The sequence below is a fragment of the Aeromonas sp. S5(2024) genome (assembly GCF_041403025.1).
GTDB lineage: Bacteria > Pseudomonadota > Gammaproteobacteria > Enterobacterales > Aeromonadaceae > Aeromonas > Aeromonas hydrophila.
The window spans coordinates 1-22,694 of the sequence record NZ_JBGLRI010000009.1 but is presented as its reverse complement, the minus strand read 5'-3'; the positions used below and the strand labels follow the sequence as shown (position 1 = coordinate 22,694).

Genomic DNA, 22,694 nt, shown 5'->3' with positions numbered 1-22,694 from the left:
GTAGACGTAATGAAAATCCTGTTCGGATGCCTGCTGGCCCTGCTGCTGACGGCGTGCAGCGGCGGCAATCGGGTGGTCAACTATGGCGGCGGCAACAACAAGCCGGATGACTTCCCGGTGCTCAAGGCGGTCGGTTACGCGGTGATCGACATCCAGCCTGGTCCGTCCCAGTCCGAGAAGATGCTGCAGGCCATCCGCGCTTCCAAGATGGATGCCTATCGGGAGCTGGCGGAACAGTTCAACGGCCAGCAGGTGCGTGGCCAGAGCAGCTACAAGGACTTGACCCAGACCTCCAACTCGCTGGACGTGTCGGTAGCCGGCATGGTGCGTGGCGCCAGGGTGGTGGCCTCTTATCCCCGCGGCAACACCTATGCCACCGAGATGGAGCTCGATACCCGCGCCCTCTACAACATCAACCAGTTGATGGCGGGCCAGTTCTGACGGCGTGCCCGTGGCGAATGGACGACAAAAAGGCGACCCCGGTGGGTCGCCTTTTTCATTGGCGGTGTCGGCCGCCCAGCCTGGCTGATTGCAGCGCTGGCTAGTTGCCCAGCAGCACCGGCGGCACGGCGGTCGGCTTGACGTCTTCGCTCGGATAGCAGCCCAGCACCTTGATGTAGCGGGTGATCTTGGTCAGCTCCATCAGCGCGGCCTGCATGGCCGGGGTCTGCAGGTTGGCGGAGACATCCAGGTAGAACATCTCCTCCCAGGGGTTGCCCTGCACCGGGCGGGACTCGAGCTTGGTCATGTTGATCTCGTTGCTGCGCAGCACCAGCAGCGCCTCCACCAGGGAGCCCGGTTTCTGGGAGGTGGACATGATGAGGGTGGTCTTGGCCGGGATCTGCGGTGCCACGTCGATGGGCTTGCGCGCCACCACGATGAAGCGGCTGTAGTTCTCCTTCTGGTTGGCCAGCTGCTCGGCCAGCACGTCCAGTCCGTACAGCTCGCCGCCGGCGGCGCTGCCGATGGCTGCCGCCTCCGGGCTCGCCAGTTCCTTCACCTTCATCATGGCGCTGGAGGAGGAGTCGCAGATCTCGTGGCGCGCTCCTTCCAGCTTGCTGAGGTAATGGGAGCACTGCTGGAATACCTGCGGGTGGGCATAGAAGGTCTTGATGCGGCCCAGCTCGGTCGGCACGGCGGTGAGGATGCAGTGCTCGATGGGGTAGGTCAGCTCACCGACGATGGAAAGGCTGGTGTGCTGCATCACGTCGTACACCTCGTTGATGGAGCCCGAGCTGGTGTTCTCGATGGGCAGCACGCCGAAGGCGGCACGGCCCGACTCTACCGCATCCAGCACCTCGCGGAAATTCTGGCAGTTCACCTCGATCACCTGATCCTTGTAGCGGGCCAGGTACTTGCGGGCGGCGAGACTGGAGTAGGAACCGCGTGGTCCCAGGTAGGCGACGCTGGTCATCGGCTCCTGCTGCTCCGGGTTGAGCAGGCTCTGCAGATAGGCCTGCTGGGAGAGCACGGAATCTTCGATGATGGTGTGGTAGATGCGGGTGATGTACTGGGCGTCCAGCCCCAGCACACGCCCTTTCTGGATCAGGGCGACCAGCAGATCCTGCTCGCGCTGGGGATCGCGGATCGGGCGCGGGTTGGCCTGCTTGGCGCGGGCGACCTCGATGCTGAGGGTCTTGCGTTTGGCCAGCAGGGCGAGCAGCTCCTGATCCAACTGGGTGATGTCTTGTCTGATCTCGTCGAGCGTTGCCATGATGGTTCCCTATCCAAGTAATCGATTGTGGTGGCTGCAAAAAAAAACCTCCGCTAGGGGAGGCTCGATTCGTCTTTGCTTTCTGTTTACGCGAGTGCTTCACGTGACGACGGGCCTTCCCTCATGAGGGCCGGATAAACGAGAAAGCAAAAAAGAATGGTGCGTGCATGAGTGTGTCCTTGAGGTAACGCCATAACCATTAAGGGATTTGACCGTGCGATGCAAGTAAAACTTGCCCGGGGGAGGAGAACGGGGCAGGGTAGGGGCGTGAGCCTGCGGGGGAAAAACCGGGTAAAACGGACCCGCTTGCTGTCGTAATGATGCAGATAGCTGGAGGTGAAGATGGCGATTATTTTCGACCTGGGACGGGTGGTGGTGAGCTGGGATCCGGTCGGTATCGTGCGCTCGGTGCGCGGGGAGCACGGAGCTGAGCAGCTGGCGGAGCGGCTGTTCAACCACCCTGACTGGCTGGAAGTGGACCGCGGCACCCTGTCACTGCACACCATGGCCCGCCAGGCCGAGCATCGCACCGGGCTGAGCGCCGCCGAAAACCTGGCGATTTTGCAGGCGGTGCCCGCCTCGCTGGTGCCGGATCCCGCTATGCTGAGCCTGATAGAGAGCCTGCATGGGGCGGGTCATACCCTCTACGCACTCTCCAACATGGGTCATGCCAGCATCGACTGGCTGGAGCAGCATCAGCCATTCTGGCGTTTCTTCAGTGGCAAGGTAGTGTCGGCAAGGGTACGGATGATGAAGCCGGAGCCGGATATCTACCGCTATCTGCTGGTATCGTTCGACTTGCAGGCCGAGCAGTGCCTGTTCATCGATGACAGCCCGGCCAACGTGACTGCCGCACAGGCATTGGGGATCGGCGGCCTGGTGTTTACCGATGCATACAGTTGTCGCCAGCAGCTGGTGGCGCAGGGTTACCTGCCCGCCTGAATGGCAGGATGTAGAGGGAGAGGGTATGGAGCATGGCCGGTTTCGTAATTGGCTCAGTCACTATCCGGATGCGGGGCTGCTGATCGCCTGTCTGGATGGCAGCGGTTATCAGCTCTGTGTCGAGGCCGACGGCGAGATGCAGTGTCTCACCGACAGCGGAGGGGGTCGGCTGACCTTTGCCTCTCTCGAACAGGCGGAGGGATTTCTGCGCATGCATCAGGTTCATCAGGCGAAACTTCGGATTTACGATGCTCAGCTGGATGAAAATGAAACTAATTGGCATGAAATTATCATTAAATTCTGATTTATCCCTGCCCTTTAAGGGTTTATTCAGGATTGTTGCAGCACAATGGCGCCCAATTCATCATCCGGTGCCGTCGTTATGGATGCCAATATCGTTGTGCTGAATCGGGGATACGATCAGACCTTTCAGACCAGGGAACAGTCACTTATCGAGACCCTGGCTGGCTACGGCGAACTGGCGGTCTCTTTCTCCGGTCGACTGGAATCCTGCTACAGCATGGATCTGTGCCGCGCCAGCGGTATCCGGATCCGGGCCATCACCTTGGACAGCCCGACCCGCAGTCGCAAGGAGGTGGCGCGCGCCAAGCGCTACTGCCAGCGTTACGGCATCGAGCAGCGGGTGATCAAGACCGATGAGATGATCTTCTGCGATCACCTGCGCCACCTCAACGAGGTGATCGACCCGGTGCGCTACATCTGCCACCTCACCGCGCTGGAAACCGACTGGAGCCACCTGCCCATGCTGCTGCCGGCGCCGGTGGAGGAGCTGCAGGAGTATCTGCGCCGTTTCGGCAGCCTGCCGACCAATACCCTCTGGCTGTTTGCCAAGCAGGGCATGACCCACAGGGACTTTCGCTACGGCTTCAACAAGCGCCAGCTTGGGCGCTGGGGCAAGAGTGCCCACGGCTGCCTGAGTTACCGTTTCTCCGACCCCGAGCTGGTGGAGCGCCGTCATCTGCGGATGGTGGACATGGCGGAACAGATGCTGGCCGACATGGGGCTGGAGGAGGCCCAGGTGTTCTTTCATACCCTCGCCGATCGGGCCACCACCCTGGCCCGGGTGCGGGTGCCAGCCCGGCTGCGGGCGCAGGCCTTCGATCTGCAGCCGGATATCCTCACCGCCCTCAAGAGCACGGCCTTCGATCTGGTGACGCTGGACATGGCGGCGGAAGAAGAGCGGCAGGAGCTGGTGGTCTAGGCAACCGAGGGCAGGAACGTGAGTGCGGTCATAGGCAAGCCGGGACGGACTCTTTATACTGACGCCCTTTTCCATCGACGCCGAGTCATCACCCTATGAAACCCTTGTCCCGTCTGCTGGTTGCCCTCTGCCTCTCACCCCTGCTGGTGCAGGCCGCTCCGCTCACCCAGGTGACCCTGCCGGATGGCCGTCAGGTGCAGCTCAACGATGACTTCACCTGGGAATACCTGCTGCTCAAGCCCGCCGCCGACGGCAGCGCGGTGCAGGGTACGGTGGCCGTGCCGGTGCTGACCGAGCAGGCGATGAGCAACCCCGAGCTGCTGGCTCAGGCCGTCAAGGACGGGATCGGCGTCAAGCTGGCCAAGGTGGAGGGCTCGGATCCTCTGCAACTGCAATTCATGGTGAGCAACACCGGCACCCGCAACGTGGTACGGGTGCGTGGCAGCGTCACCCTGTTCAGCGAGCAGGGGGCCCAGCTGGTCAAGCAGGAGGCCCGCTTCTGGGTCGGCGAGAACCGCCTGCCGGAGTCCTATCTGCGCAAGGGACAGCAGCGTCCCTCCATGGTGCTGGAGGTGCCGCGCCCGGCCGGCCTCACTGGCAAGCCCCTGGTGCGGGTCGAGATTGAGGAAGTGGAGTTCCGCTGATCCCTCATGCAACAGGCTCCTTCGTGGAGCCTGTCTTGATTGTTAACCCGGTAACCACCTGCAACAGTTGCTTACATCTGACATGGTTTGGCAACAGCTTGCCGCTCGGCATTTCTCCCTGCCCTCTGCACAATGACCCCATTCCAGCTAGGTCCCAACTAGCTCAACCTGTGGAGTCATCAAAATGAAAAAAGTTGCACTTTCAGTTCTGGTTCTGGCCGGTTTCGCTTCAACTTCCGCTCTGGCTGAGGATGCCTTCAGCTACGCCAAAGGCGGCCTGACCTGGGCGCACACCAAGTCCGATTACATCGGCGGCAAGGATAGCAACAACCGCGACTTCGGCGGTCTGAACCTGGACCTCTCCAAGAGCTTCGGTTCCAACTTTTACGGTCGTCTGGGCAGCGAGTACACCTCCCGCAACGATGGCAACGACAGCATGGGCATCTCCAGCCTGGGTCTGGGTGTCTACACCCCGCTCAGCACAGGTCTGAACCTGTATGGGGAAGCGGGTCTGATGGGTTACACCATGGAGCGTGAGCTCAAGTCCAGCGCCAAGAATAATGGCTGGGATGAGATCACCCGCAAGAGCAGCGGCAGCATGTACGGTGAGGCCGGCCTGCGCTACGACATCGGCGCGGTCGAGCTCTCCACTGCTTACCGCTACGCCAACATGACCGACGACATGCACGATTTCAAAGTGGGCGCCGCCTACAAGGTGAGCCAGAACCTGGCCCTCACCGCCGACTACACCTATCGCAAGTGGGACCTGCAACAGGGCTCCATCACCAGCCTGGGTGTGAAGTACAGCTTCTAATCATCCTTCCTGTAGTGTCTTCATTTTTACCCATGACTTCGGTCATGGGTTTTTTCATTTCCGGTTGATCCATCCTTCACCCTTGTGTCGTATCAGTCCGCAATAGTTATACAACTTCCATTTTTTTGTATAACTGCTATAACTGATTCAGACTTATACAAGGAGTGATAGTATGTACAAGATAAAGGTTGGTATCAGCGCCTGCCTGCTGGGGCAGGAGGTACGGTTCGACGGGGGCCACAAGCGTTCCAGCTTCTGCGAGCGGGATCTCGGTGCCCACTTTGACTATCACCCCGTCTGTCCCGAGATGGCCATTGGCCTGGGGGCGCCCCGCGCCGCCATCCGTCTGGTGAAGCGCCACGGCGAGATCCGCGCCGAGGCGAGCAACGGCAGCTTCGACGTCACCGAGAAGCTGATTGCCTTCAGCGAGCAGAAGGCACGCCAGCTCGACTTCATCTCCGGCTACATCCTCTGCGCCAAATCCCCCAGCTGCGGCATGGAGCGGGTGCGGATCTATGGCGCCAACAACGAGGGGAGTGCCAAGGAGGGGGTCGGCCTGTTTGCCAAGGCGCTGATGGAGGCCAATCCCCTGCTGCCGGTGGAGGAAGATGGTCGCCTGTGCGATCCCATCCTGCGGGAAAACTTCGTACTGCGGGTCTTTGCCTACCACGACTGGCAGCAGCTCTGTGCGCGCGGCATCACCGCCTCTGCGCTGATCCGTTTCCACTCCCGCTACAAGTATCTGGTGCTCTCCCACGCCACCACCCACTACCAGGCGCTCGGCAAGCTGCTCGGCAACCTGGCCAAGGCCGACCTGCCGCAGGTGGCCGACAGCTACATCAAGGGGTTGATGGCGGCGCTGACTTTGCGGGCCAACCGGCGCAGCCACACCAATGTGCTGATGCACCTGCAGGGCTACTTCAAGCGGGTGCTGACCCCGGCCCAGAAGCAGGAACTGTGCGACACCATCGACAAGTACCGTACCGGCGTCTTTCCGCTGCTGGTGCCGCTCACCCTGATCCGCCACTACCTGCGCGAGTACCCCAATCCCTATCTCGCCGAGCAGGTGTACCTCAATCCCCATCCCGACACGCTGAAACTGCGCTACGGGCTCTGAATATCTTGTGCAGGCCCCGGCGGATGGCCGGGGCCTCTCCCTCAACCTTTGTTGGATGCCGTTATGTCTGATTTACCGCACGCCGCTTCTCTTTCGCCGGAGGAGGGGATCTACCCCATTCGCGAGGTCTCCCGCCTCACCGGCGTCAACGCCGTGACCCTGCGCGCCTGGCAGCGCCGCTACGGGCTGGTGCAGCCGGCCCGCACCGAGAAGGGCCACCGCCTCTACAGCGAGCAGGATATCCGCCAGATCGGCGAGATCCTGAGCTGGCTGGAGCGGGGAGTGAGCATCGGACAGGTGAAGGGGCTCCTGAGCGAACCCCAGGCCCAGCCGGTGAGCGATCACTGGCAGCAAACTCTGGAGCAGTTCAGTCAGGCGCTGCTCGCCTTCAACCAGCGCAAGGCGGAAGCCGAGCTCAACGACCTGCTGGCAAGCTACCCGTTCGAGCTGGTACGCAGCCGGGTGTTGCAACCGCTGGTGGAGCGGCTGCTGGGGCTGTGGCGCGAGCGGCCCGATGGCGAGCTGCTGCAACAGGTGTGGCTGGGCTGGTTCCATACCCGCTTTGCCCGTCACCTGATTGAGCAGGAGAAGGGGGTACCGGTCACCTTGGCGAGCTGGGGACAGGTGGGCCCGCTCGATCTGGTCTGGGCGGCTTACGAGCTGATCGGTCAGGGCCATGAGGTGCAGCTGCTGGGGGCGGTGGAGCCGCGCCATGCAAGCCTGCTGGAGGGGCGTGCGGTTACTCCCTGGCTGGTACTGCTGGGGGCCGGCCTTGGCAAGCCGGATCTGGCTGCCGACTGGCCCGCCGGTACCCGCTTTTTTGGCGAACTGGGGCGCCTCTACGATGGCGAGTGGCTGCAAGCCCACGGCTGGCAGGTGAGCCTTGCCGAGGCGATGGCGGGCAGGCCCGCAGCGGGTGGTGCCGGCGGGCGCGGGAGGAAAAAATCATGAAGCTGGTCTGGTTTCGCAATGATCTGCGCCTGGCCGACAACCCGGCGCTGCGGCATGCCTGCGCCGGTGATGAGCCGGTGGCCGCGCTCTTTATCCTCTCCCCCACCCAGTGGCAACAGCACAAGCTGGCCCCGATTCGTCAGCGCTTTCTGCTGGCCCAGGTGGATGTGCTGGGCCGCGAGCTGGCGGCGCTTGGCATTCCGCTGCATCTGCTGCGAGTGGAGGCCTTTGCCGAGGTGCCGGCGGCGCTGGCAGAGCTTTGCCGCGAGCTGGGCGTAACCCAGCTCTACGCCAATCAGGCCATCGAGATCGATGAGCTGCGTCGAGACCGGGCCGTCAGCGCCGCGCTGGCGGAGCAGGCAGTGGGTTGTCATTGGCTCAACGGCTGCTGCGTGCTGCCGCCAGGGCGGGTGCTGACCGGCTCTGGCGAGATGTTCAAGGTTTTCACGCCCTTCAGCCGCGCCTGGCTCAAAGCGCTCGATGAGGATGGTTTCGTCATTCATCGCGCGCCCACTGCCCGGGGTGAGCCGCTGCCGTGGCAGCCGCTGGCAGAGCGGGATCTCGTCGATGCCGCCCTTGGCGAGCTGACAGCAGACCCCCGTTGGCCGGTGGGGGAGGCCGAGGCCAGCCGTCGTCTGAATGATTTTCTGGATCAGGCGGTGCTCGATTATGGCGAGACCCGGGATTTCCCTGCCATCGCAGGTACCTCCGTGCTCTCCCCCTATCTGGCGGCCGGCATCCTCAGCCCGCGCCAGTGCGTGGCGGCGCTCCAGCAGCGCCTTGGCTACCGCCCACAGTCGAAGGCTCAGCCCGGCTTTGTCTGGCTCAATGAGCTGATCTGGCGCGAGTTCTATCGCCACCTGCTGCTGTTGATCCCGACTCTCTCCATGAATCGGCCCTTCAAGCCGGAGACGGTGGCACTGCCGTGGAGCTGGGATCCGGATGCCTTCGCTGCCTGGTGCGAGGGACGCACCGGCTACCCCATCGTCGATGCGGCGATGCGCTGCCTCAACGCCACCGGCTGGATGCACAATCGGCTGCGGATGATAGTGGCGAGCTTCCTCACCAAGGATCTGCACATCCACTGGCGGCTCGGGGAGGATTACTTCATGAGTCGGCTGATCGACGGCGACCTGGCGGCCAACAACGGCGGCTGGCAGTGGGCGGCGGGGACCGGCGCCGATGCGGCGCCCTATTTCCGGGTGTTCAACCCCACCACCCAGGGGCAACGATTTGATCCGCAAGGAGAGTTCATTCGTACCTGGGTCTCTGAGCTGGCTGATCTGCCCGCCGCCTATCTGCACCAGCCCCACGACTGGTTGCGGCTCAAGGGGCGACAGGATTATCCGGCCCCCATGGTGGATCACGCCGTTGCCCGGGTGAGAGCCATCGAGATGTTTCGCACCCTGGAGAAATAGCATGGATGAGTCGCTGGCCCGCTTTGTGGCCTTCTATCAGCAGCTAAGCAGAGACGAGCTGCACCGTTTGCCCGAGGTCTACGCAAACGAGGTGGTCTTTATCGATCCTGCTCACCGCATCGAGGGGCTGGCGGCGCTCACCGACTATTTTGCCGTCCTCTATCAGCGCCTGGCCTACTGCCGTTTCGTCATCACCAGCCAGCTGCTACAGGGGCGCCAGGCCTGGCTCGGCTGGACCATGACCTTCTCCCATCCCAGATTGCGTGGTGGTGCGCCGGTGACGGTGGAGGGGGCCACCCGCCTCGAGTTCGACGAGGCGGGCAAGGTGTGCCTGCATCGCGACTACTTCGATCTGGGCGCCATGCTCTACGAGCAGTTGCCGCTGATAGGCCCCCTGGTGCGCACCATCAAGGGGAGGCTGGGCGTATGAGCGGCGGCCGGGTGCTGATCACCGGAGCCACCTCGGGTATCGGCTTTCAGCTGGCGCTCGATTATCGGCGTGCAGGCTGGCAGGTGTGGGGTTGCGGGCGCGATGGCGAGCGGCTGCTGGCACTGGGTCGTCACGACATCACGCCGCTGCAGTTTGACGGGCGCGATGCAAGCGCCGTGAGCGAAGCGGCCGCCGGCTTGCCGCGAGTCGATCTGGTGATCCTCAATGCCGGCCACTGTGAGTACATGGATGTAGCCGAGGGGTTTGATGGCGCCCTGTTTGCCCGGGTCATCGAGACCAACCTCATCGCCACCGGTCATGCCCTGGCCGCCTTTTTGCCGCTGCTCGGGGCAGGCGGACGCCTTGCCATCGTCAGCTCGTCGGTAAGCTGGCTGCCGCTGCCCAGAGCCGAAGCCTATGGCGCCTCCAAGGCTGCCCTCGACTATCTGGCGGATACCCTGCGTCTGGATTTGGCCAGCAAAGGGATCGGGGTGACCCTGATCCGCCCTGGTTTCGTGGCGACCCCGCTCACCGCCAAAAATGATTTTCCCATGCCCTGTCTGGTGACGGTGGAAGAGGCTTCCCGCGCCATCATGGCGGGGCTCACCGCCGGTCGTCACCAGATCCACTTTCCCCGCCGTTTCATCTGGCTGCTGCGCCTGCTTGGCGCGCTGCCGACGGGGCTCTGGCTGCGTCTTGGCCGCACACTCGTTTCGAAAGGACGCCCTTCATGAAGAAAAGGATCGCCATCGTCGGCTCCGGTATTTCAGGTCTGACCGCCGGTTTTCTGCTCCACAAGCTGCACGACATCACCCTGTTCGAGGCGATGCCGACCCTGGGCGGCCACACCGCCACCGTCGACGTCCACCAGGCGGGGCGCAGCTATGCCATCGACACCGGCTTCATCGTTTTCAATGACCGCACCTACCCCAACTTCCTGAGGCTGCTCGAGCGGATCGGGGTGGCGCGACAACCGGCCGAGATGAGCTTCTCGGTGAAAAGCCCGCAGGGGCTGGAGTACAACGGCCACAACCTGGATACCCTGTTTGCCCAGCGCAGCAACCTGCTGAGTCCCCGTTTCTACGGCTTCGTCGCCGAGATCCTGCGCTTCAACCGGGAGGCGTGGGCCTGGCTGGCCGATGGGCAGCATCAGGGGGGCGGCCCCGAGCTGACTCTGGGGGATTTTCTGCAGGTGGGGGAGTTTAGCGACTACTTTGCCCGCCACTACATCTTGCCGATGGGGGCCGCCATCTGGTCATCGACGCTGGCCGATATGCGTGCCTTCCCCCTTGGCTTCTTCCTGCGCTTTTTTGCCAACCACGGCCTGCTCGAGGTGGCCAACCGCCCCCAGTGGTATGTGATCCCTGGCGGCTCGCGGGAATATATCGGCCCGCTGACGGCCGGCTGGCAGGCTCACATTCGTCTGGCCTGTCCGGTGCAGGGGATCCGGCGCCAGGCGGACGGGGTGCTGATCCAGAGCAGTTACGGCGAGGAGCGGTTTGACGAGGTGATCCTCGCCTGTCACAGCGATCAGGCGCTGGCGTTGCTGGCGGATCCGGGCGAGCGGGAGCAGGCCATTCTCGGTGCCATGCCCTATCAAGCCAACGACGTCTGGCTGCACACCGATGTGCGTTGCCTGCCGGTGCGCCGCAAGGCGTGGGCCAGCTGGAACTATCAGCTGGGCGAGGATGACGGGGCGCGGCCGCTGGTGAGCTACAACATGAACATACTGCAGGGGGTGAGCTCGCCGCAGCCCTTCTGCGTCAGCCTCAATCCCGAGGGCAAAGTAGACGAGAGCAAGGTACTGCGCCGCTTCGTCTATCACCATCCGGTGTTCAATCAGGCCTCCATCGCCGCCCAGCAGCGGCGGGCCGAGATCTGCGGCCAGCAGCGCACCCACTTCTGCGGTGCTTACTGGTACAACGGCTTTCACGAAGACGGGGTGCGCAGTGCGCTGGACGTCGCCAGGCGCTTCGGGGCCGAGCTATGAAGGGTACAGTCCTGGTAGGCCAGGAGGCGAGTGCCGAGGCCATGACCGGCACCCTCAGCGCCATCTGGCAGGGGTCGGTGCGCCATCGCCGCTTCGCACCGCGTGCCCACGCCTTCTCCTACAACCTCTTTATGCTGGGGCTGGATCTCGACGAGTTGTCACAACTCGATCGCGGGCGCTGGTTCGGGGTGGAGCGAGCAGGGCTGCTCTCGTTTCACCGTGACGACTACCTGCGCGGCAGCGAGGGGCCGCTCAAGCAGGCGGTGTGGCAGAAGGTGAGCGAACTGGGTGGCGATGCCGAGCCCGAGGGGCGGGTGCTGCTGCTTGGCAACGTGCGCTGTCTGGGCTTCTACTTCAGCCCGGTCAACTTCTACTTCTGTTACCGGCAGGGAGAGGCGCGCTATCTGCTGGTGGAGGTGTCGAACACCCCCTGGAACGAGCGCCACTACTACCTGCTGGATCTGGCGGCACTGGCCCCCCACGACAAGGATTTTCACGTCTCCCCCTTTATGGGGCTGGCGATGCGCTACCACTGGCGCATTCGTCCGCCCGCGCAGGAGACACTGATCCACATCGAGAGTCATCCCGTATCCGGGGAGGCCAAGCTGTTTGACGCCACCCTGGCGCTGCGCCGGGCGCCGCTGTCGCGCAAGGGGCTGGTGGCCCTGCTGGCCCGCTGGCCCTGGATGACCATGAAGGTGCTGCTCGGGATCTACTGGCAGGCCCTGCGTCTTTTTATCAAACGAACACCCATTTTTAGCCATCCGGAGAGCCGCTAATGGAACTTGCTCAATCAACCCTCTCTGCCTCTTTCATCGACAAGGGGGCCAGGCAACTGCTGCTCAATCTGCTGGGGCGCCTCGAACATGGCCAGCTGCTGCTGCGGGATGGCGCTGAGCGCCACTGCTTTGGCGTGGCGGGCACCGATCTGCATGCCGAGCTGGTGGTGCAGGATCCGGCCTTCTATCGCCGCCTGCTGCTGGGGGGCAGCATCGCCGCCGGGGAAACCTGGGTGGAGGGGCTCTGGACCAGCCCGGATCCGGTGGCGCTGGTGCGGCTGCTGGCCCGCAACCTGCCGCTGCTCGATTCACTTGAGCGGCGCCTCGGCTGGCTCAGCTTCCCGTTCAACAAGGTGCGTCACTGGCTTAACCGCAATACCCTGACCGGGTCGCGATCCAACATCGCCGCCCACTACGATCTCGGCAACACCCTCTATCAGGGCTTTCTCGACAGCCATATGCAGTACTCGAGCGCCATCTATCCCCATGCCGAGGCCAGCCTGGAAGAGGGGCAGCAGGCCAAGCTGCGCACCATCTGCGAGCGGCTGGCACTCGGGCCTGACGATCATCTGCTGGAGATCGGTACCGGCTGGGGCGGCCTCGCCGTCTATGCGGCCCGTCACTACGGCTGCCGGGTGACCACCACCACCATCTCCCGGGCCCAGCACGATTACGCCAAGGAGTGGATTGCGCGGGAGGGGCTGGGAGATCGCATCACCTTGCTGCTGGAGGATTATCGCAAGCTGGAGGGCAGTTACGACAAGCTGGTCTCCATCGAGATGATCGAAGCGGTGGGCCACGCCTTTCTGCCCGATTATTTCCGCCAGCTGTCGCGGCTGCTCAAACCCGGTGGTCGCCTGCTCATTCAGGCCATCACCATTGCCGACCAGCGCCATGCCCAGTATCTGCGCGGGGTTGATTTCATCCAGCGTTACATCTTCCCCGGCGGCTGCCTGCCGAGCGTCTCCCAGATGGCGGGGCTGCTGGCGCGCGAGACCGACATGCAGCTGGTGCGGCTGCACGATCACGGTCACCACTATGCCCGCACGCTGGCTGATTGGTGCGAGCGCTTCCTGGCGCTGGCGCCCGAGCTGCCAGCCTTCGGCTACAGCCAGGACTTCATCCGCTTGTGGCACTTCTATTTCGCCTACTGTGAAGGGGGCTTCTGGGAGCGCACCATCAGCTTGGTGCAGCTGGAAGCGGCCAAACCGGGCCCACTCGGCTGGAGTGGAGATCTGTCCGTCGGCGGGCACTGATCATGTGGCAGTGGGCCCATCTGCTGGGGTTCAACCTCTACTGGTTGCTGGCGGTGAAGTGGCAGCTGCCGGGCCCACTGCTGGCACTGCTGCTGCTTCATTTTCTTTTCTCTCCGCGCCGCTGGCACGACTGGCGGCTCATCCCGGTCGCCCTTGCCGGCAGCCTGCTCGATGCCTTGCTCTGGCAACTTGGGCTGTTTTATTTCAACACCGGTTTTCCACTCTGGTTGGTGCTGCTCTGGTGCGGTTTTGCCCTGACCCTCTCCCACGGTCTGCGCTGGCTGCGGCCCTTGCCGCGTTGGCAGCAGGGGCTGTTCGGCATGGTTGGGGGGGCCTCATCCTATGTGGCGGGAGCCGCCATGGGGGCAGTACACTTACCTTGGGGCATCGGGATCAGTGCGGCACTGCTGGCGGTGATCTGGATGTGGTGGTTACCCGTACTCCTGTGGGTAACGGTCAAGCTGGAGGGTGAAGCGAGATGAACACCTTTTCGACCGACACCTTGTTGTTTTCCAAATGGACCAAAGAGAGCCGGCACGAGCTGACCGAGCGTTTCTATCTGGTGGTGGCCTGTCAGCGCGATGCGCAGGGGCAGCTGCAGCAGGTGGTGATGCAGGATATCAACACGCTGCTGGAACAGGAGATGGACTGGCATGAACTCGAAGATCCCGCCCATTGGCACATGGGGTGGAATTAGCCTGCTGCTGGTAGGCTTGAGCCTACCGCTGACCCCTTTCGCCCAGACCGGGCAAGCTCTGGTCACTCCCTGGCAGCAGCTGCAGCCGGTCGGGCGCGGCGAGATGAGCTGGCTCTGGTTCAAGCTCTATGACGCCACCCTTTACAGCGAGAACGGCCACTATCGGCCGGGTCACTATCCTCAGGCACTCAGCCTCACCTACGCCAGAGCCATCGAGCGGGACGATCTGTTGAGCGCCACCGCCGCCGAGTGGCAGCGACTGGGGCTGGGCAGCGAGCAGCAACGCCAGGGCTGGCTTGGCCAGCTCGCCGCGCTCTGGCCCGATGTCCAGGCGGGTGACCGGCTTACCTTCTATGTCGACAGGGGCGGCGCGGGCCATTTCTGGTGGCGGGACAAGCCGCTCGGCACCCTCGCCGATCCGCAATTTTCGGCGGCCTTTCTTGCCATCTGGCTGGCAGAAGGGAGCCGCGATCCGGCGCTTACCCGCCGCCTGCGGGGAGTGCGTTGATGCAAAAGGGATTCATGCAATACATCCACGTCTGGTGCTACCTGCTGTTGTTGCCACTGATGCTGCTGGCTGGTTGCGGCAGCAGTCTGGAGGATTATCGCGGTCAGGGCCCCGAGTGGGATCTCGCTCACTTCTTCAATGGCAAGCTGACGGCGCACGGTCTGGTGACCGATCGCAGCGGTGAGGTGACCAGCCGTTTTAGGGTGGAGATGCGCGGGCACTGGCAGGGGGACAAGGGGGAGCTGTTCGAGCAGTTCTACTTTGATGACGGGCGCCAGCAGACCCGCACCTGGTTTTTGAGCAAGGGGGCGGATGGTCAATGGCGCGGCACGGCGGCCGACGTGGTGGGGGAGGCGGTAGGCAAGACGGCAGGCTTTGCCCTCAACTGGCGCTATCAGCTCGATCTGGCGCTGCCTGACGGCAGCGTGGTGCGGGTGAGTTTCGATGACTGGATGTATCTGCTGGATGAAAATCGCCTGCTCAACCGGGCTGCCATCAGCAAGTTCGGCATCCAGCTGGGGGAGGTGCTTCTCTACATCGAGCGGCAGCCTGAATGAGCCGCCTAGCCCGGCGACTGCAGGGATGATAGCCGCACTCTATCAATCAGTTAGATCTTAACTATTACCTTTTGAGTCTGATGGGTTCTAAGATGACCAGGTCGTTAAATCTGGAGGTGAAACATGAAGAGTCCGATTGGTCTTGATACCGTTCAATCACAAGCGCTGGCCGCCGAGCTGAACAAATTGCTGGCCAGCTACCAGATCCTTTACATGAACGTTCGCGGCTTCCACTGGAACATCCGCGGCAACCAGTTTTTCGAGCTGCACCTGAAGTTCGAAGAGATTTACAACGACCTGCTGCTGAAGGTCGATGCGCTGGCCGAGCGCATCCTGACCCTGGATGGCGTGCCGCTGCACAGCTTCAGCGACTACCTGAAAGTTTCCGCCATTCCCGAGCAGAAGGGGTTGCATGACGGTCGTGCCTGCGTCGAATCCCTGTTGGAGAGTTTCCGCGAACTGCTGGTGGCCCAGCGCCGCATCCTGGGGCAGGCAGCCGATGCCGGTGATGAAGGGACTGCGTCCATTCTCTCCGACTATGTGCAGCAGCAGGAGAAACTGGTCTGGATGTTGCGCGCTTATTTAGCCTGATAGCCAACCAAGCCGGATGCTGCTAGGTATGCCGGCTTGATGAAGTGAAGGGCTGGATCTGCCAGACCAGAGGCCAGCCCGACCCGTTCCATTATCGTGTTCTGTTGCAAACCTGAGTTGTCTCTCCTTTTATCCACCCGCTTGCCGCCCTGTTTGGGCGGCTTTTTTGTTTTTGATCTGCATCAATGAAAATTGAATTGGCAAATTGAATGCCTATTAAGTTCTGAGCCGTAGGAATAGAATCGCCACAAAACAAACAACTGAAATGTCCAATTAGGAGAGGCATGATGTTTTGTGTGCAATGTGAACAGACAATTCGTACCCCGGCAGGCAACGGCTGCGCCTATGCACAAGGTATGTGCGGCAAGACGGCTGAAACCTCGGATCTGCAGGATGTGCTGATCTATACCCTGCAGGGGCTCAGCGCCTGGGCGCTGGCCGCCCGCGAGCACGGCATCGTCGACAGCGAGATCGACGCCTTCGTGCCCAAGGCCTTCTTCGCCACCCTCACCAACGTCAACTTCGACTCCGCCCGCATCGTGGCCTATGTCAATCAGGCGCTGAGCTATCGTCAGCAACTGGCTGCCAAGCTGGCTCCGCTGGCGGTGCAGGCCGATGCACTGCCCGCTGCCGCCCGTTTCGAGCCGGGTGCCGATCTGCTGGCCCAACTGGCCCAGGCGCCGCAGACCGCAGTCAACCGTGGCAAGAACGAAGTCAACGAAGACATCATGGGGCTGCGCCTGCTCTGCCTCTACGGCCTCAAGGGCGCCGCCGCCTACATGGAACACGCCCGGGTGCTGGATCAGCAGGATGCCGGAGTAGCCGCCGAATTCCATCGCATCATGAGCTGGCTCGGCACGGATCCGAGCGATCTGGATCCGCTGTTCAAGTGCGCCATGGACATTGGCCTGCTCAACTTCAAGATCATGGAGATGCTGGACCTCGGTGAAACCACCGCCTTCGGCCACCCCGAGCCGACCCAGGTTCGCGTCACGCCGGTACCGGGCAAGTGCATCCTGGTCTCCGGTCACGACATGGTGGATCTCAAGCTCATCCTGGAGCAGACCAAGGGCACCGGCATCAAGGTCTACACCCATGGCGAGATGCTGCCGGCGCTGGCCTACCCCTTCTTCAAGCAGTACCCACACCTGATGGGCAACTACGGCTCCGCCTGGCAGAACCAGCAGAAAGAGTTTGCCAATTTCCCGGGCGCGGTGGTGATGACTTCCAACTGCATCATCGACCCGAACGTGGGCAACTACTCGGATCGCATCTTCACCCGCTCCATCGTCGGCTGGCCGGGCGTGACCCACCTGGAAGGGGAAGATTTCTCCACCGTGATTGCCAAGGCGCAAGCGCTGGAAGGCTTCAAGCACGTTGAGCTGGAACACTTCATCACCATCGGCTTTGCCCGCAACGCCTTGATGCAGGCTGCCCCGGCGGTGATCGACAAGGTCAAGGCCGGCGAAATAAGCCACTTCTTCCTGGTCGGTGGCTGTGATGGCGACCGTGCCGAGCGCGCCTACTACACCGAGTTTGCCAAGGCGATCCCGCAGGACAGCCTGCTGCTGACCCTGGGCTGCGGCAAGTACAAGTTCAACAAGCTCGACTTCGGCGACATCGGCGGCATTCCCCGTCTGCTGGACGTGGGTCAGTGCAACGATGCCTACTCCGCCATCCAGCTGGCGCTGGCGCTCTCCGAGGCGTTCGAGTGCGGCGTCAACGATCTGCCGCTGACTCTGGTGCTCTCCTGGTTCGAGCAAAAAGCCATTGTCATCCTGCTCACCCTGCTGGCGCTGGGTGTGAAGGACATCCGTACCGGCCCGACTGCTCCGGCCTTCCTCACCCCGGCTCTGCTCAAGGTGCTGGAGGAGCAGTTCGGTCTGAAAGGAACCACCACGGCCGAAGCCGATCTGGCCGAGATCCTGGCGGCCTGAGCGGCGCCACATCCGCCTTACACGCTCAGCATGTTGTAAGCCTTTGGCGAGCCTGATGGCTCGCCTTTTTTTAACGACCCCTTTCCAACATTTTTCAGCAAGAGGAGCCTTGCGATGACCTCCACCTCTCTCACCCTCAGGTGCATCGGCCGCCGGGCGGATACCCACGACGTGGCGAGCTGGCAGTTAGTGCCGCAGACGGGCAGCCTGCCCGCCGTGCTGGCCGGTCAGTGTGTGACGCTGCACACCGAGATTGACGGCAAGCCCCACTGCCGTGCCTATACCCTCTCCTCCAGCCCGCAGGATACCTGCTGGCAGGTCACCATCAAGGATGTCGGACTGGTCTCCCACCATCTGCACCAGACACTGCAAGTGGGGGACGAGATCCGGGTGGACGGCCCTTTTGGCGACTTCAACCTGACTGCCTTGCCCTGCGAGCGGCCGCTGCTCTTGAGCGCCGGCTCCGGCATCACCCCCATGTGGGCCATGCTGCGCGACGAGCTGGCCAAACGGCCGGATGCCGACATCCGTTTCATTCACAGCGCCCGCTCGCCGGAGGATGTGATCTTCGCAGACGACCTGGCTGCGCTGGCCGCTGCTCATTCCGGCGTCCGCCACGCTTTAGTGCTGGAGCAAGTACGGGAAGAGGCGCCGACGGCTTATCCCTGGGTTGGCCGGCTCACACCGGACATGCTGAGGGAATTTGCGCCAGATTTGCTCGCACGCCACGTCTATCTGTGCGGGCCTGCCCCCTACATGACCGCCGTCTGCACCATGCTGGCGGAGCTGGGACTGCCGGCAGCGCAGTTGCACCAGGAGTCATTCGGTCTGCCTGCTGCTACATCGAGTGCGGTGCCAGTTGCGGCCGGTAGCGACCACTTCTGGCTGACCCTGAAAAAGAGCGGCAAGAAGGTGAAGATCCTGCCGGGTCAAACCCTGCTGGCGGCGCTGGAGGGGGCGGGGGAAACCATGATGGCAGCCTGCCGTGCCGGGGTGTGCGGGGCCTGTCGCTGTACCACGGAAGGTGAAATCGAGCGCCAGAGCGTGATGACCCTGAGTGCACAGGAGCTCGAGAGCGGGGTGGCACTGGCCTGTTCCTGCACCGCCAGCGGGGATGTCAGCGTCGACTATTGAGGGGGCCATGAGCATCCCGCTCTTTTCGCAGCGGGGCCGGGCGGGTAGACTCAGCTCCAGTTTCAGTCGAACACGGGATACAAAATGACAATTCTGGTCACAGGGGGCGCCGGCTATATCGGCTCCCATACCCTGGTTGAACTCTTGAACGCCGGGCAGCAGGTCGTGGTGCTGGACAACCTCTCCAACTCCTCCCCCGAATCGCTCAAACGGGTCGAGCGGATCACCGGCAAGCCGGTCATCTTCGTCGAAGGGGATGTGCTGGACCGGGCCTGCCTGCAACAGCTGTTTGCCGCCCACCAGATCGAGTCGGTGATCCATTTCGCCGGGCTCAAGGCCGTCGGCGAGTCGAGCCAGATCCCGCTCACCTACTACCAGAACAACATCACCGGCACCCTTGTGCTGTGTGAAGAGATGGCCAGGGCCGGCGTGTTCCGGCTGGTATTCAGCTCCTCGGCCACCGTTTACGGCGATCCGGCCTCGGTACCGCTGCGGGAAGATTTCCCCACCAGCGCCACCAACCCTTATGGCCGCTCCAAGCTGATGGTCGAAGAGATCCTGCGCGATCTCGCCAAATCCGATCCGCGCTGGGCCATCGTGCTGCTGCGCTACTTCAACCCGGTCGGTGCCCACGAGAGCGGCCTCATCGGGGAAGATCCCAACGGCATTCCCAACAACCTGCTGCCCTATATCAGTCAGGTCGGCGTGGGCAAGCTCAAGGAGCTGGGGGTGTTTGGCAACGACTACCCGACGCCGGACGGTACCGGGGTGCGTGACTACATCCATGTGGTGGATCTCGCCATCGGTCACCTCAAAGCGCTGGCGCGCATCGCGTCGGATACCGGGGTCTTTACCTACAACCTGGGCACCGGTCAGGGCTATTCGGTGCTGGAGATGATCAAGGCATTTGAAGCGGCCAGCGGTCGCACCATTCCCTACCAGATCAAGCCCCGTCGCCCTGGCGACATCGCCGAGTGCTGGGCCGAACCGCACAAGGCCCGTGCCGAGCTGGGCTGGCAGGCCGAGCGTGGTCTGGAGCGGATGATGGTGGATACCTGGCGCTGGCAAAGCCAGAACCCGAACGGTTATGGCCCTGCTGCGAAGCCGTGATCAAGGGTCATGCGCTGCTCGGGAACCTCATTTATTCATATAAACTCGGGTCCCTGCGCAGCTCTTCGCCTTGCTGACAGCTTCTCGCGACGGCCCATCAGGCCTGATGGTTTGCAGCATGAATAGCAAAACGCCCCGGCATGCCGGGGCGTTTTTTATGTGCCAGAACGGGATTACTGAATGCTCTTGCCGGCGCGCACATCCTTGATGAAGCCTTTCAGGCTGGCCAGATCACGGGGGGCGCCGCGCAGGATCTGATCGCCGATGATGAAGGCCGGTGTGCCAGAGATGCTCATGGCTTCGGCCAGCGCCCGGTTGGTGCCGAGATTCTGATCGATGCTGCCATCCTTGATCTTGGCTTCAACCTTGCTCCAGTTGACGCCGGCTGCTTCCGCCAGCTGCTTCACCTGTGCCTCGTCGGCCAGCGGGCCCTGATGGGCGTACAGCTTCTCGTGGAAGGCCTGGTACTTGTCGGGCTGACCCAGCTGTACCGCCAGAGCGGCACGGGCGGCGAAGTAGGAGGTCTCGCTCAGGATCGGGAACTGCTTGTAGATGTAGCGAATGTCCTTGTCTTCTGCCAGCAGCTGCTTGATCAGCGGGTGGGCGCGTTTGCAGTAGCCGCAGTTGTAGTCGAAGAATTCGACCACGGTCAGGCTGCCCTTGGGATTGCCGCTCTCCGGATCCTGGTTGCTATAGAGCTGCTTGGCGTGTGCCTTGATCAAGGTCTTGTCGCTCTCGGCCTGCTGGCTCTCCTGCTTGGCGCGCAGGGCGTTGGACATCTCGACCAGGATCTCCGGGTTCTTGACCAGATAGTCGCGCACTATCTGTTCCACGTCGCTCTTGGTCAGTTCGCTCGCCTGAACCGGCGCCGCAAGCAGGGTGGCACCCGTCAGGGCGCAAAGCAGGGCATGTTTGATTTTCATAAGTCCATCTTGCTGGGGATTTCGTGATGCTGACTATAGTGGGTGAGTCTGTTTTCAAGTCAAGTTATCTGGTTGAAAAAGCGCTGGTTATGCTCAAATTGGCGGCTTTGTGCGTCATTTAGCCCAATAAATCGGCAAACGAGCGGCGAGGGGATTTACAAGGGCGATCGCCATGGGTAATATTCGCCGCACTGTCGCGGAGGGGTGGCAGAGCGGCTGAATGCACCGGTCTTGAAAACCGGCGATGGGCGACCATCCGTGGGTTCAAATCCCACCTCCTCCGCCATTTATTCAGCCAAAAAGGCCATCCGAAAGGGTGGCCTTTTTGCTATTCAAATCCTCGCGTTCATTCTGCCTGTGGTCGGGCAAGCCATCTTTATCCACGTATTTTCCGGCGGTTGGCTAAGGCTTGCTGTCTTCCCGCCTGTTTTGCTCAGTGTTCATTGTCAGACCATCACCGGACAACCAAGTGTATCGATCATCTCCGTCGGCCCCGATCTTCGCACTGGTCGGTGGGGATCTCGTCTCGCTGGCTCCTCAGCCACGACTTAGAGACCTTCTGTTGCGTGATGCAGGAAGGAGCGGAGGGTTGTTGGCCGCCCATGAGGGGGAGAGCCATGGCAAATGTTGCAATGCTTAACATCCGTAGGAGGCACAACTGGTCGCTGGCGGAACGCTTAAGGTTTTCTGTAGCATTTCATTACAAAAATTACGGTTCGATAGCATAAAGTGTGGGAGAGTTCTGATTTTTAGACCTGCCGGGGTGTGTCATCTGTTGACGCTTGTTAACATTTAGCATGTTTCCATGTTTGGTTAGCCTACCTTGTGCACAATCCTCATACCCCAGAGATGAATACCCTGCACGCGCTGGATCTCATCGGCCAGTTCGAGACGGCCGCTGACGAGCGCACCATAGTGACTCTGCTGCGCGAGCTGAGCGGTCGCATGGGATTCGACTATTTTCGCCTGGCCCTGATCTTTCCCAGTACCATCCAGCGTCCGGACGTCATCATCTTCAACGGCTGTCCGCAGGCCTGGGTGGATACCTATACCAGCAGCGGCTTCTTTGCCATCGATCCCATCGTCAAATGCGCCATGACCAGGAGCACTCCTATTCTATGGGCCGATGTGGTGAACGATCAGGAGCGTTGTGATGAGCTGGGCCGGGAGGTGATGCAGCTGGCCAGCGAGTACGGTATTCGCGACGGCATCACCCTGCCCTGGCACGGTGCCAACGGTCATGTCGGCCTGCTCTCTTTTATTACCAGTACGCCTCGTAGCCGCCAGCAATGGCTCTCTGCAGTGCCTTTTATCAGCTGGCTCTCCATGCATATTTTCGAGGCGGTGGCCCGGGTCTGTCTGGCTGGTCTGTCACCGCACGATGCGTTGAGTTTGCGGGAGCTGGAGGTGTGTCGCTGGGCGGCGGAGGGCAAGCAGGTGAGCGATATTGCCCAGATCCTGGGGATCACCCCCCGTACCGTGACGTTTCATCTGAACAATGTGGTCAGCAAGCTGGGGGCCAGCAGCAAGAGCCAGGCCATTTCATGGGTATTGAAGCAGGGGATGGTCAGGTTGAATGTGGAGATGGCGCTGGTCGCCAATGTGGATGAAAAGCAGTGATTATGTTTTTTTCAAGCAACTCGTTGCGTAGTTGGCGGGATGTTTAACTGCAAGTGCAATAACTAATGGTGTAATAGTCTGCTTGTTGCAACTTTTTGCGCCATGTATCCGGTGGGATTACTTGCTTGTTGCTTAAGTTGTTGAAAAATAAATGTAAAAAAGAGTGGCATGGTCGCTGCTAACTGGTTCGGTCGAGTGTCATTACCGTTCAACCAATCAGGAGCATACCCATGCCAACTCCATGTTATATCAGCATCGAAGGTAAAACCCAGGGCAATATCACCGCTGGTGCCTTCACTTCCGATTCCGTCGGCAACATCTTCGTGCAGGGTCACGAAGA

Annotated in this window: 25 protein-coding genes, 1 tRNA gene, 1 pseudogene and 1 other annotated feature; of the genes and pseudogenes, 25 read left to right on the top strand and 2 right to left on the bottom strand. The window is 61.8% G+C overall.

Annotated features, from left to right (window positions below):
- Window positions 1-9 precede the first annotated feature (9 nt).
- Window positions 10-441 (top strand): LPP20 family lipoprotein, encoded by a 432-nt coding sequence (locus ACB032_RS16580; RefSeq protein WP_371138356.1) that lies wholly within the window; start codon window positions 10-12, stop codon window positions 439-441.
- 100 nt (window positions 442-541) lie between these two features.
- Here the strand turns inward: ACB032_RS16580 and pheA are convergent, their stop codons facing one another.
- A complete protein-coding gene (gene pheA / locus ACB032_RS16575; RefSeq protein WP_011705019.1) occupies window positions 542-1,714 on the bottom strand; it encodes a prephenate dehydratase in 1,173 nt (390 codons plus the stop codon).
- Window positions 1,715-1,752: 38 nt separating this feature from the next.
- Window positions 1,753-1,887: a sequence feature (Phe leader region), on the bottom strand.
- A 169-nt stretch (window positions 1,888-2,056) separates the two neighbouring features.
- On the opposite strand from pheA, the gene ACB032_RS16570 reads away from it, so the two are divergent.
- The 21 genes from ACB032_RS16570 to galE all read left to right on the top strand — a co-directional run bounded on the left by ACB032_RS16570 (window position 2,057) and on the right by galE (window position 19,811).
- Window positions 2,057-2,656, top strand: coding sequence for an HAD family phosphatase (locus ACB032_RS16570; protein ID WP_011705021.1), 600 nt, complete (start codon window positions 2,057-2,059; stop codon window positions 2,654-2,656).
- Window positions 2,657-2,681: 25 nt separating this feature from the next.
- Window positions 2,682-2,960, top strand: a complete 279-nt coding sequence (locus tag ACB032_RS16565; RefSeq protein WP_011705022.1) for a DUF6482 family protein — start codon at window positions 2,682-2,684, stop codon at window positions 2,958-2,960.
- A gap of 45 nt (window positions 2,961-3,005) precedes the next feature.
- Window positions 3,006-3,878, top strand: a complete 873-nt coding sequence (locus ACB032_RS16560) for a hypothetical protein (protein WP_011705023.1) — start codon at window positions 3,006-3,008, stop codon at window positions 3,876-3,878.
- Window positions 3,879-3,973: 95 nt separating this feature from the next.
- Window positions 3,974-4,522 (top strand): DUF3157 family protein, encoded by a 549-nt coding sequence (locus ACB032_RS16555; RefSeq protein ID WP_016349812.1) that lies wholly within the window; start codon window positions 3,974-3,976, stop codon window positions 4,520-4,522.
- A 184-nt stretch (window positions 4,523-4,706) separates the two neighbouring features.
- Window positions 4,707-5,336, top strand: coding sequence for an outer membrane beta-barrel protein (locus ACB032_RS16550; RefSeq protein ID WP_371138355.1), 630 nt, complete (start codon window positions 4,707-4,709; stop codon window positions 5,334-5,336).
- Window positions 5,337-5,508: 172 nt separating this feature from the next.
- Window positions 5,509-6,453: a YbgA family protein gene (locus tag ACB032_RS16545; protein WP_371138354.1), complete on the top strand. Its 945-nt coding sequence runs from the start codon at window positions 5,509-5,511 to the stop codon at window positions 6,451-6,453.
- Window positions 6,454-6,516: 63 nt separating this feature from the next.
- On the top strand, window positions 6,517-7,404 hold the full coding sequence (locus ACB032_RS16540) for a MerR family transcriptional regulator (RefSeq protein WP_371138353.1): 888 nt from the start codon (window positions 6,517-6,519) through the stop codon (window positions 7,402-7,404).
- Window positions 7,401-8,822: a deoxyribodipyrimidine photo-lyase gene (gene phrB / locus ACB032_RS16535; RefSeq protein ID WP_371138352.1), complete on the top strand. Its 1,422-nt coding sequence runs from the start codon at window positions 7,401-7,403 to the stop codon at window positions 8,820-8,822. The genes ACB032_RS16540 and phrB overlap by 4 nt, the downstream gene beginning before the upstream one ends.
- Before the next feature lies 1 nt (window position 8,823).
- A complete protein-coding gene (locus tag ACB032_RS16530) occupies window positions 8,824-9,252 on the top strand; it encodes a nuclear transport factor 2 family protein (RefSeq protein WP_371138351.1) in 429 nt (142 codons plus the stop codon).
- The gene (locus ACB032_RS16525; RefSeq protein WP_371138350.1) at window positions 9,249-9,986 is read left to right on the top strand and encodes an SDR family NAD(P)-dependent oxidoreductase; all 738 of its coding nucleotides are present in this window, start codon (window positions 9,249-9,251) and stop codon (window positions 9,984-9,986) included. The genes ACB032_RS16530 and ACB032_RS16525 overlap by 4 nt, the downstream gene beginning before the upstream one ends.
- Window positions 9,983-11,242, top strand: coding sequence for an NAD(P)/FAD-dependent oxidoreductase (locus ACB032_RS16520; RefSeq protein WP_371138349.1), 1,260 nt, complete (start codon window positions 9,983-9,985; stop codon window positions 11,240-11,242). Before ACB032_RS16525 ends, ACB032_RS16520 begins: the two co-directional genes overlap by 4 nt.
- On the top strand, window positions 11,239-12,021 hold the full coding sequence (locus ACB032_RS16515) for a DUF1365 domain-containing protein (RefSeq protein ID WP_371138348.1): 783 nt from the start codon (window positions 11,239-11,241) through the stop codon (window positions 12,019-12,021). The genes ACB032_RS16520 and ACB032_RS16515 overlap by 4 nt, the downstream gene beginning before the upstream one ends.
- Complete coding sequence (locus tag ACB032_RS16510; RefSeq protein ID WP_371138347.1) at window positions 12,021-13,277, top strand: class I SAM-dependent methyltransferase; 1,257 nt, start codon at window positions 12,021-12,023, stop codon at window positions 13,275-13,277. Before ACB032_RS16515 ends, ACB032_RS16510 begins: the two co-directional genes overlap by 1 nt.
- A 2-nt stretch (window positions 13,278-13,279) precedes the next feature.
- A complete protein-coding gene (locus ACB032_RS16505; RefSeq protein WP_371138346.1) occupies window positions 13,280-13,759 on the top strand; it encodes a DUF2878 domain-containing protein in 480 nt (159 codons plus the stop codon).
- On the top strand, window positions 13,756-13,974 hold the full coding sequence (locus ACB032_RS16500; RefSeq protein WP_011705034.1) for a TIGR02450 family Trp-rich protein: 219 nt from the start codon (window positions 13,756-13,758) through the stop codon (window positions 13,972-13,974). Before ACB032_RS16505 ends, ACB032_RS16500 begins: the two co-directional genes overlap by 4 nt.
- Window positions 13,931-14,482, top strand: coding sequence for a chalcone isomerase family protein (locus tag ACB032_RS16495; RefSeq protein WP_371138345.1), 552 nt, complete (start codon window positions 13,931-13,933; stop codon window positions 14,480-14,482). Before ACB032_RS16500 ends, ACB032_RS16495 begins: the two co-directional genes overlap by 44 nt.
- Entirely contained in the window at window positions 14,482-15,039 is a 558-nt protein-coding gene (locus ACB032_RS16490) for a DUF3833 domain-containing protein (RefSeq protein WP_371138344.1), read from the top strand. The genes ACB032_RS16495 and ACB032_RS16490 overlap by 1 nt, the downstream gene beginning before the upstream one ends.
- Window positions 15,040-15,162: 123 nt before the next feature.
- The gene (locus ACB032_RS16485) at window positions 15,163-15,630 is read left to right on the top strand and encodes a Dps family protein (RefSeq protein ID WP_011705037.1); all 468 of its coding nucleotides are present in this window, start codon (window positions 15,163-15,165) and stop codon (window positions 15,628-15,630) included.
- Window positions 15,631-15,917: 287 nt separating this feature from the next.
- Entirely contained in the window at window positions 15,918-17,567 is a 1,650-nt protein-coding gene (gene hcp, locus ACB032_RS16480) for a hydroxylamine reductase (RefSeq protein WP_371138343.1), read from the top strand.
- 114 nt (window positions 17,568-17,681) lie between these two features.
- Entirely contained in the window at window positions 17,682-18,701 is a 1,020-nt protein-coding gene (locus ACB032_RS16475; RefSeq protein ID WP_371138342.1) for an FAD-binding oxidoreductase, read from the top strand.
- Window positions 18,702-18,785: 84 nt separating this feature from the next.
- Complete coding sequence (gene galE, locus ACB032_RS16470) at window positions 18,786-19,811, top strand: UDP-glucose 4-epimerase GalE (protein ID WP_346814794.1); 1,026 nt, start codon at window positions 18,786-18,788, stop codon at window positions 19,809-19,811.
- Window positions 19,812-19,984: 173 nt separating this feature from the next.
- Here galE and ACB032_RS16465 read toward each other — a convergent pair whose 3' ends face one another.
- Window positions 19,985-20,734, bottom strand: coding sequence for a DsbA family protein (locus ACB032_RS16465; protein ID WP_011705041.1), 750 nt, complete (start codon window positions 20,732-20,734; stop codon window positions 19,985-19,987).
- 198 nt (window positions 20,735-20,932) lie between these two features.
- Between ACB032_RS16465 and ACB032_RS16460 the strand changes: the two genes are divergently transcribed.
- The 3 genes and pseudogenes from ACB032_RS16460 to ACB032_RS16450 all read left to right on the top strand — a co-directional run.
- Window positions 20,933-21,020, top strand: a tRNA-Ser gene (locus ACB032_RS16460).
- Window positions 21,021-21,583: 563 nt separating this feature from the next.
- Complete coding sequence (locus ACB032_RS16455) at window positions 21,584-22,354, top strand: LuxR family transcriptional regulator (RefSeq protein ID WP_371138341.1); 771 nt, start codon at window positions 21,584-21,586, stop codon at window positions 22,352-22,354.
- A gap of 230 nt (window positions 22,355-22,584) precedes the next feature.
- A pseudogene (locus ACB032_RS16450) lies at window positions 22,585-22,694 on the top strand (type VI secretion system tube protein Hcp); the annotation flags it as partial.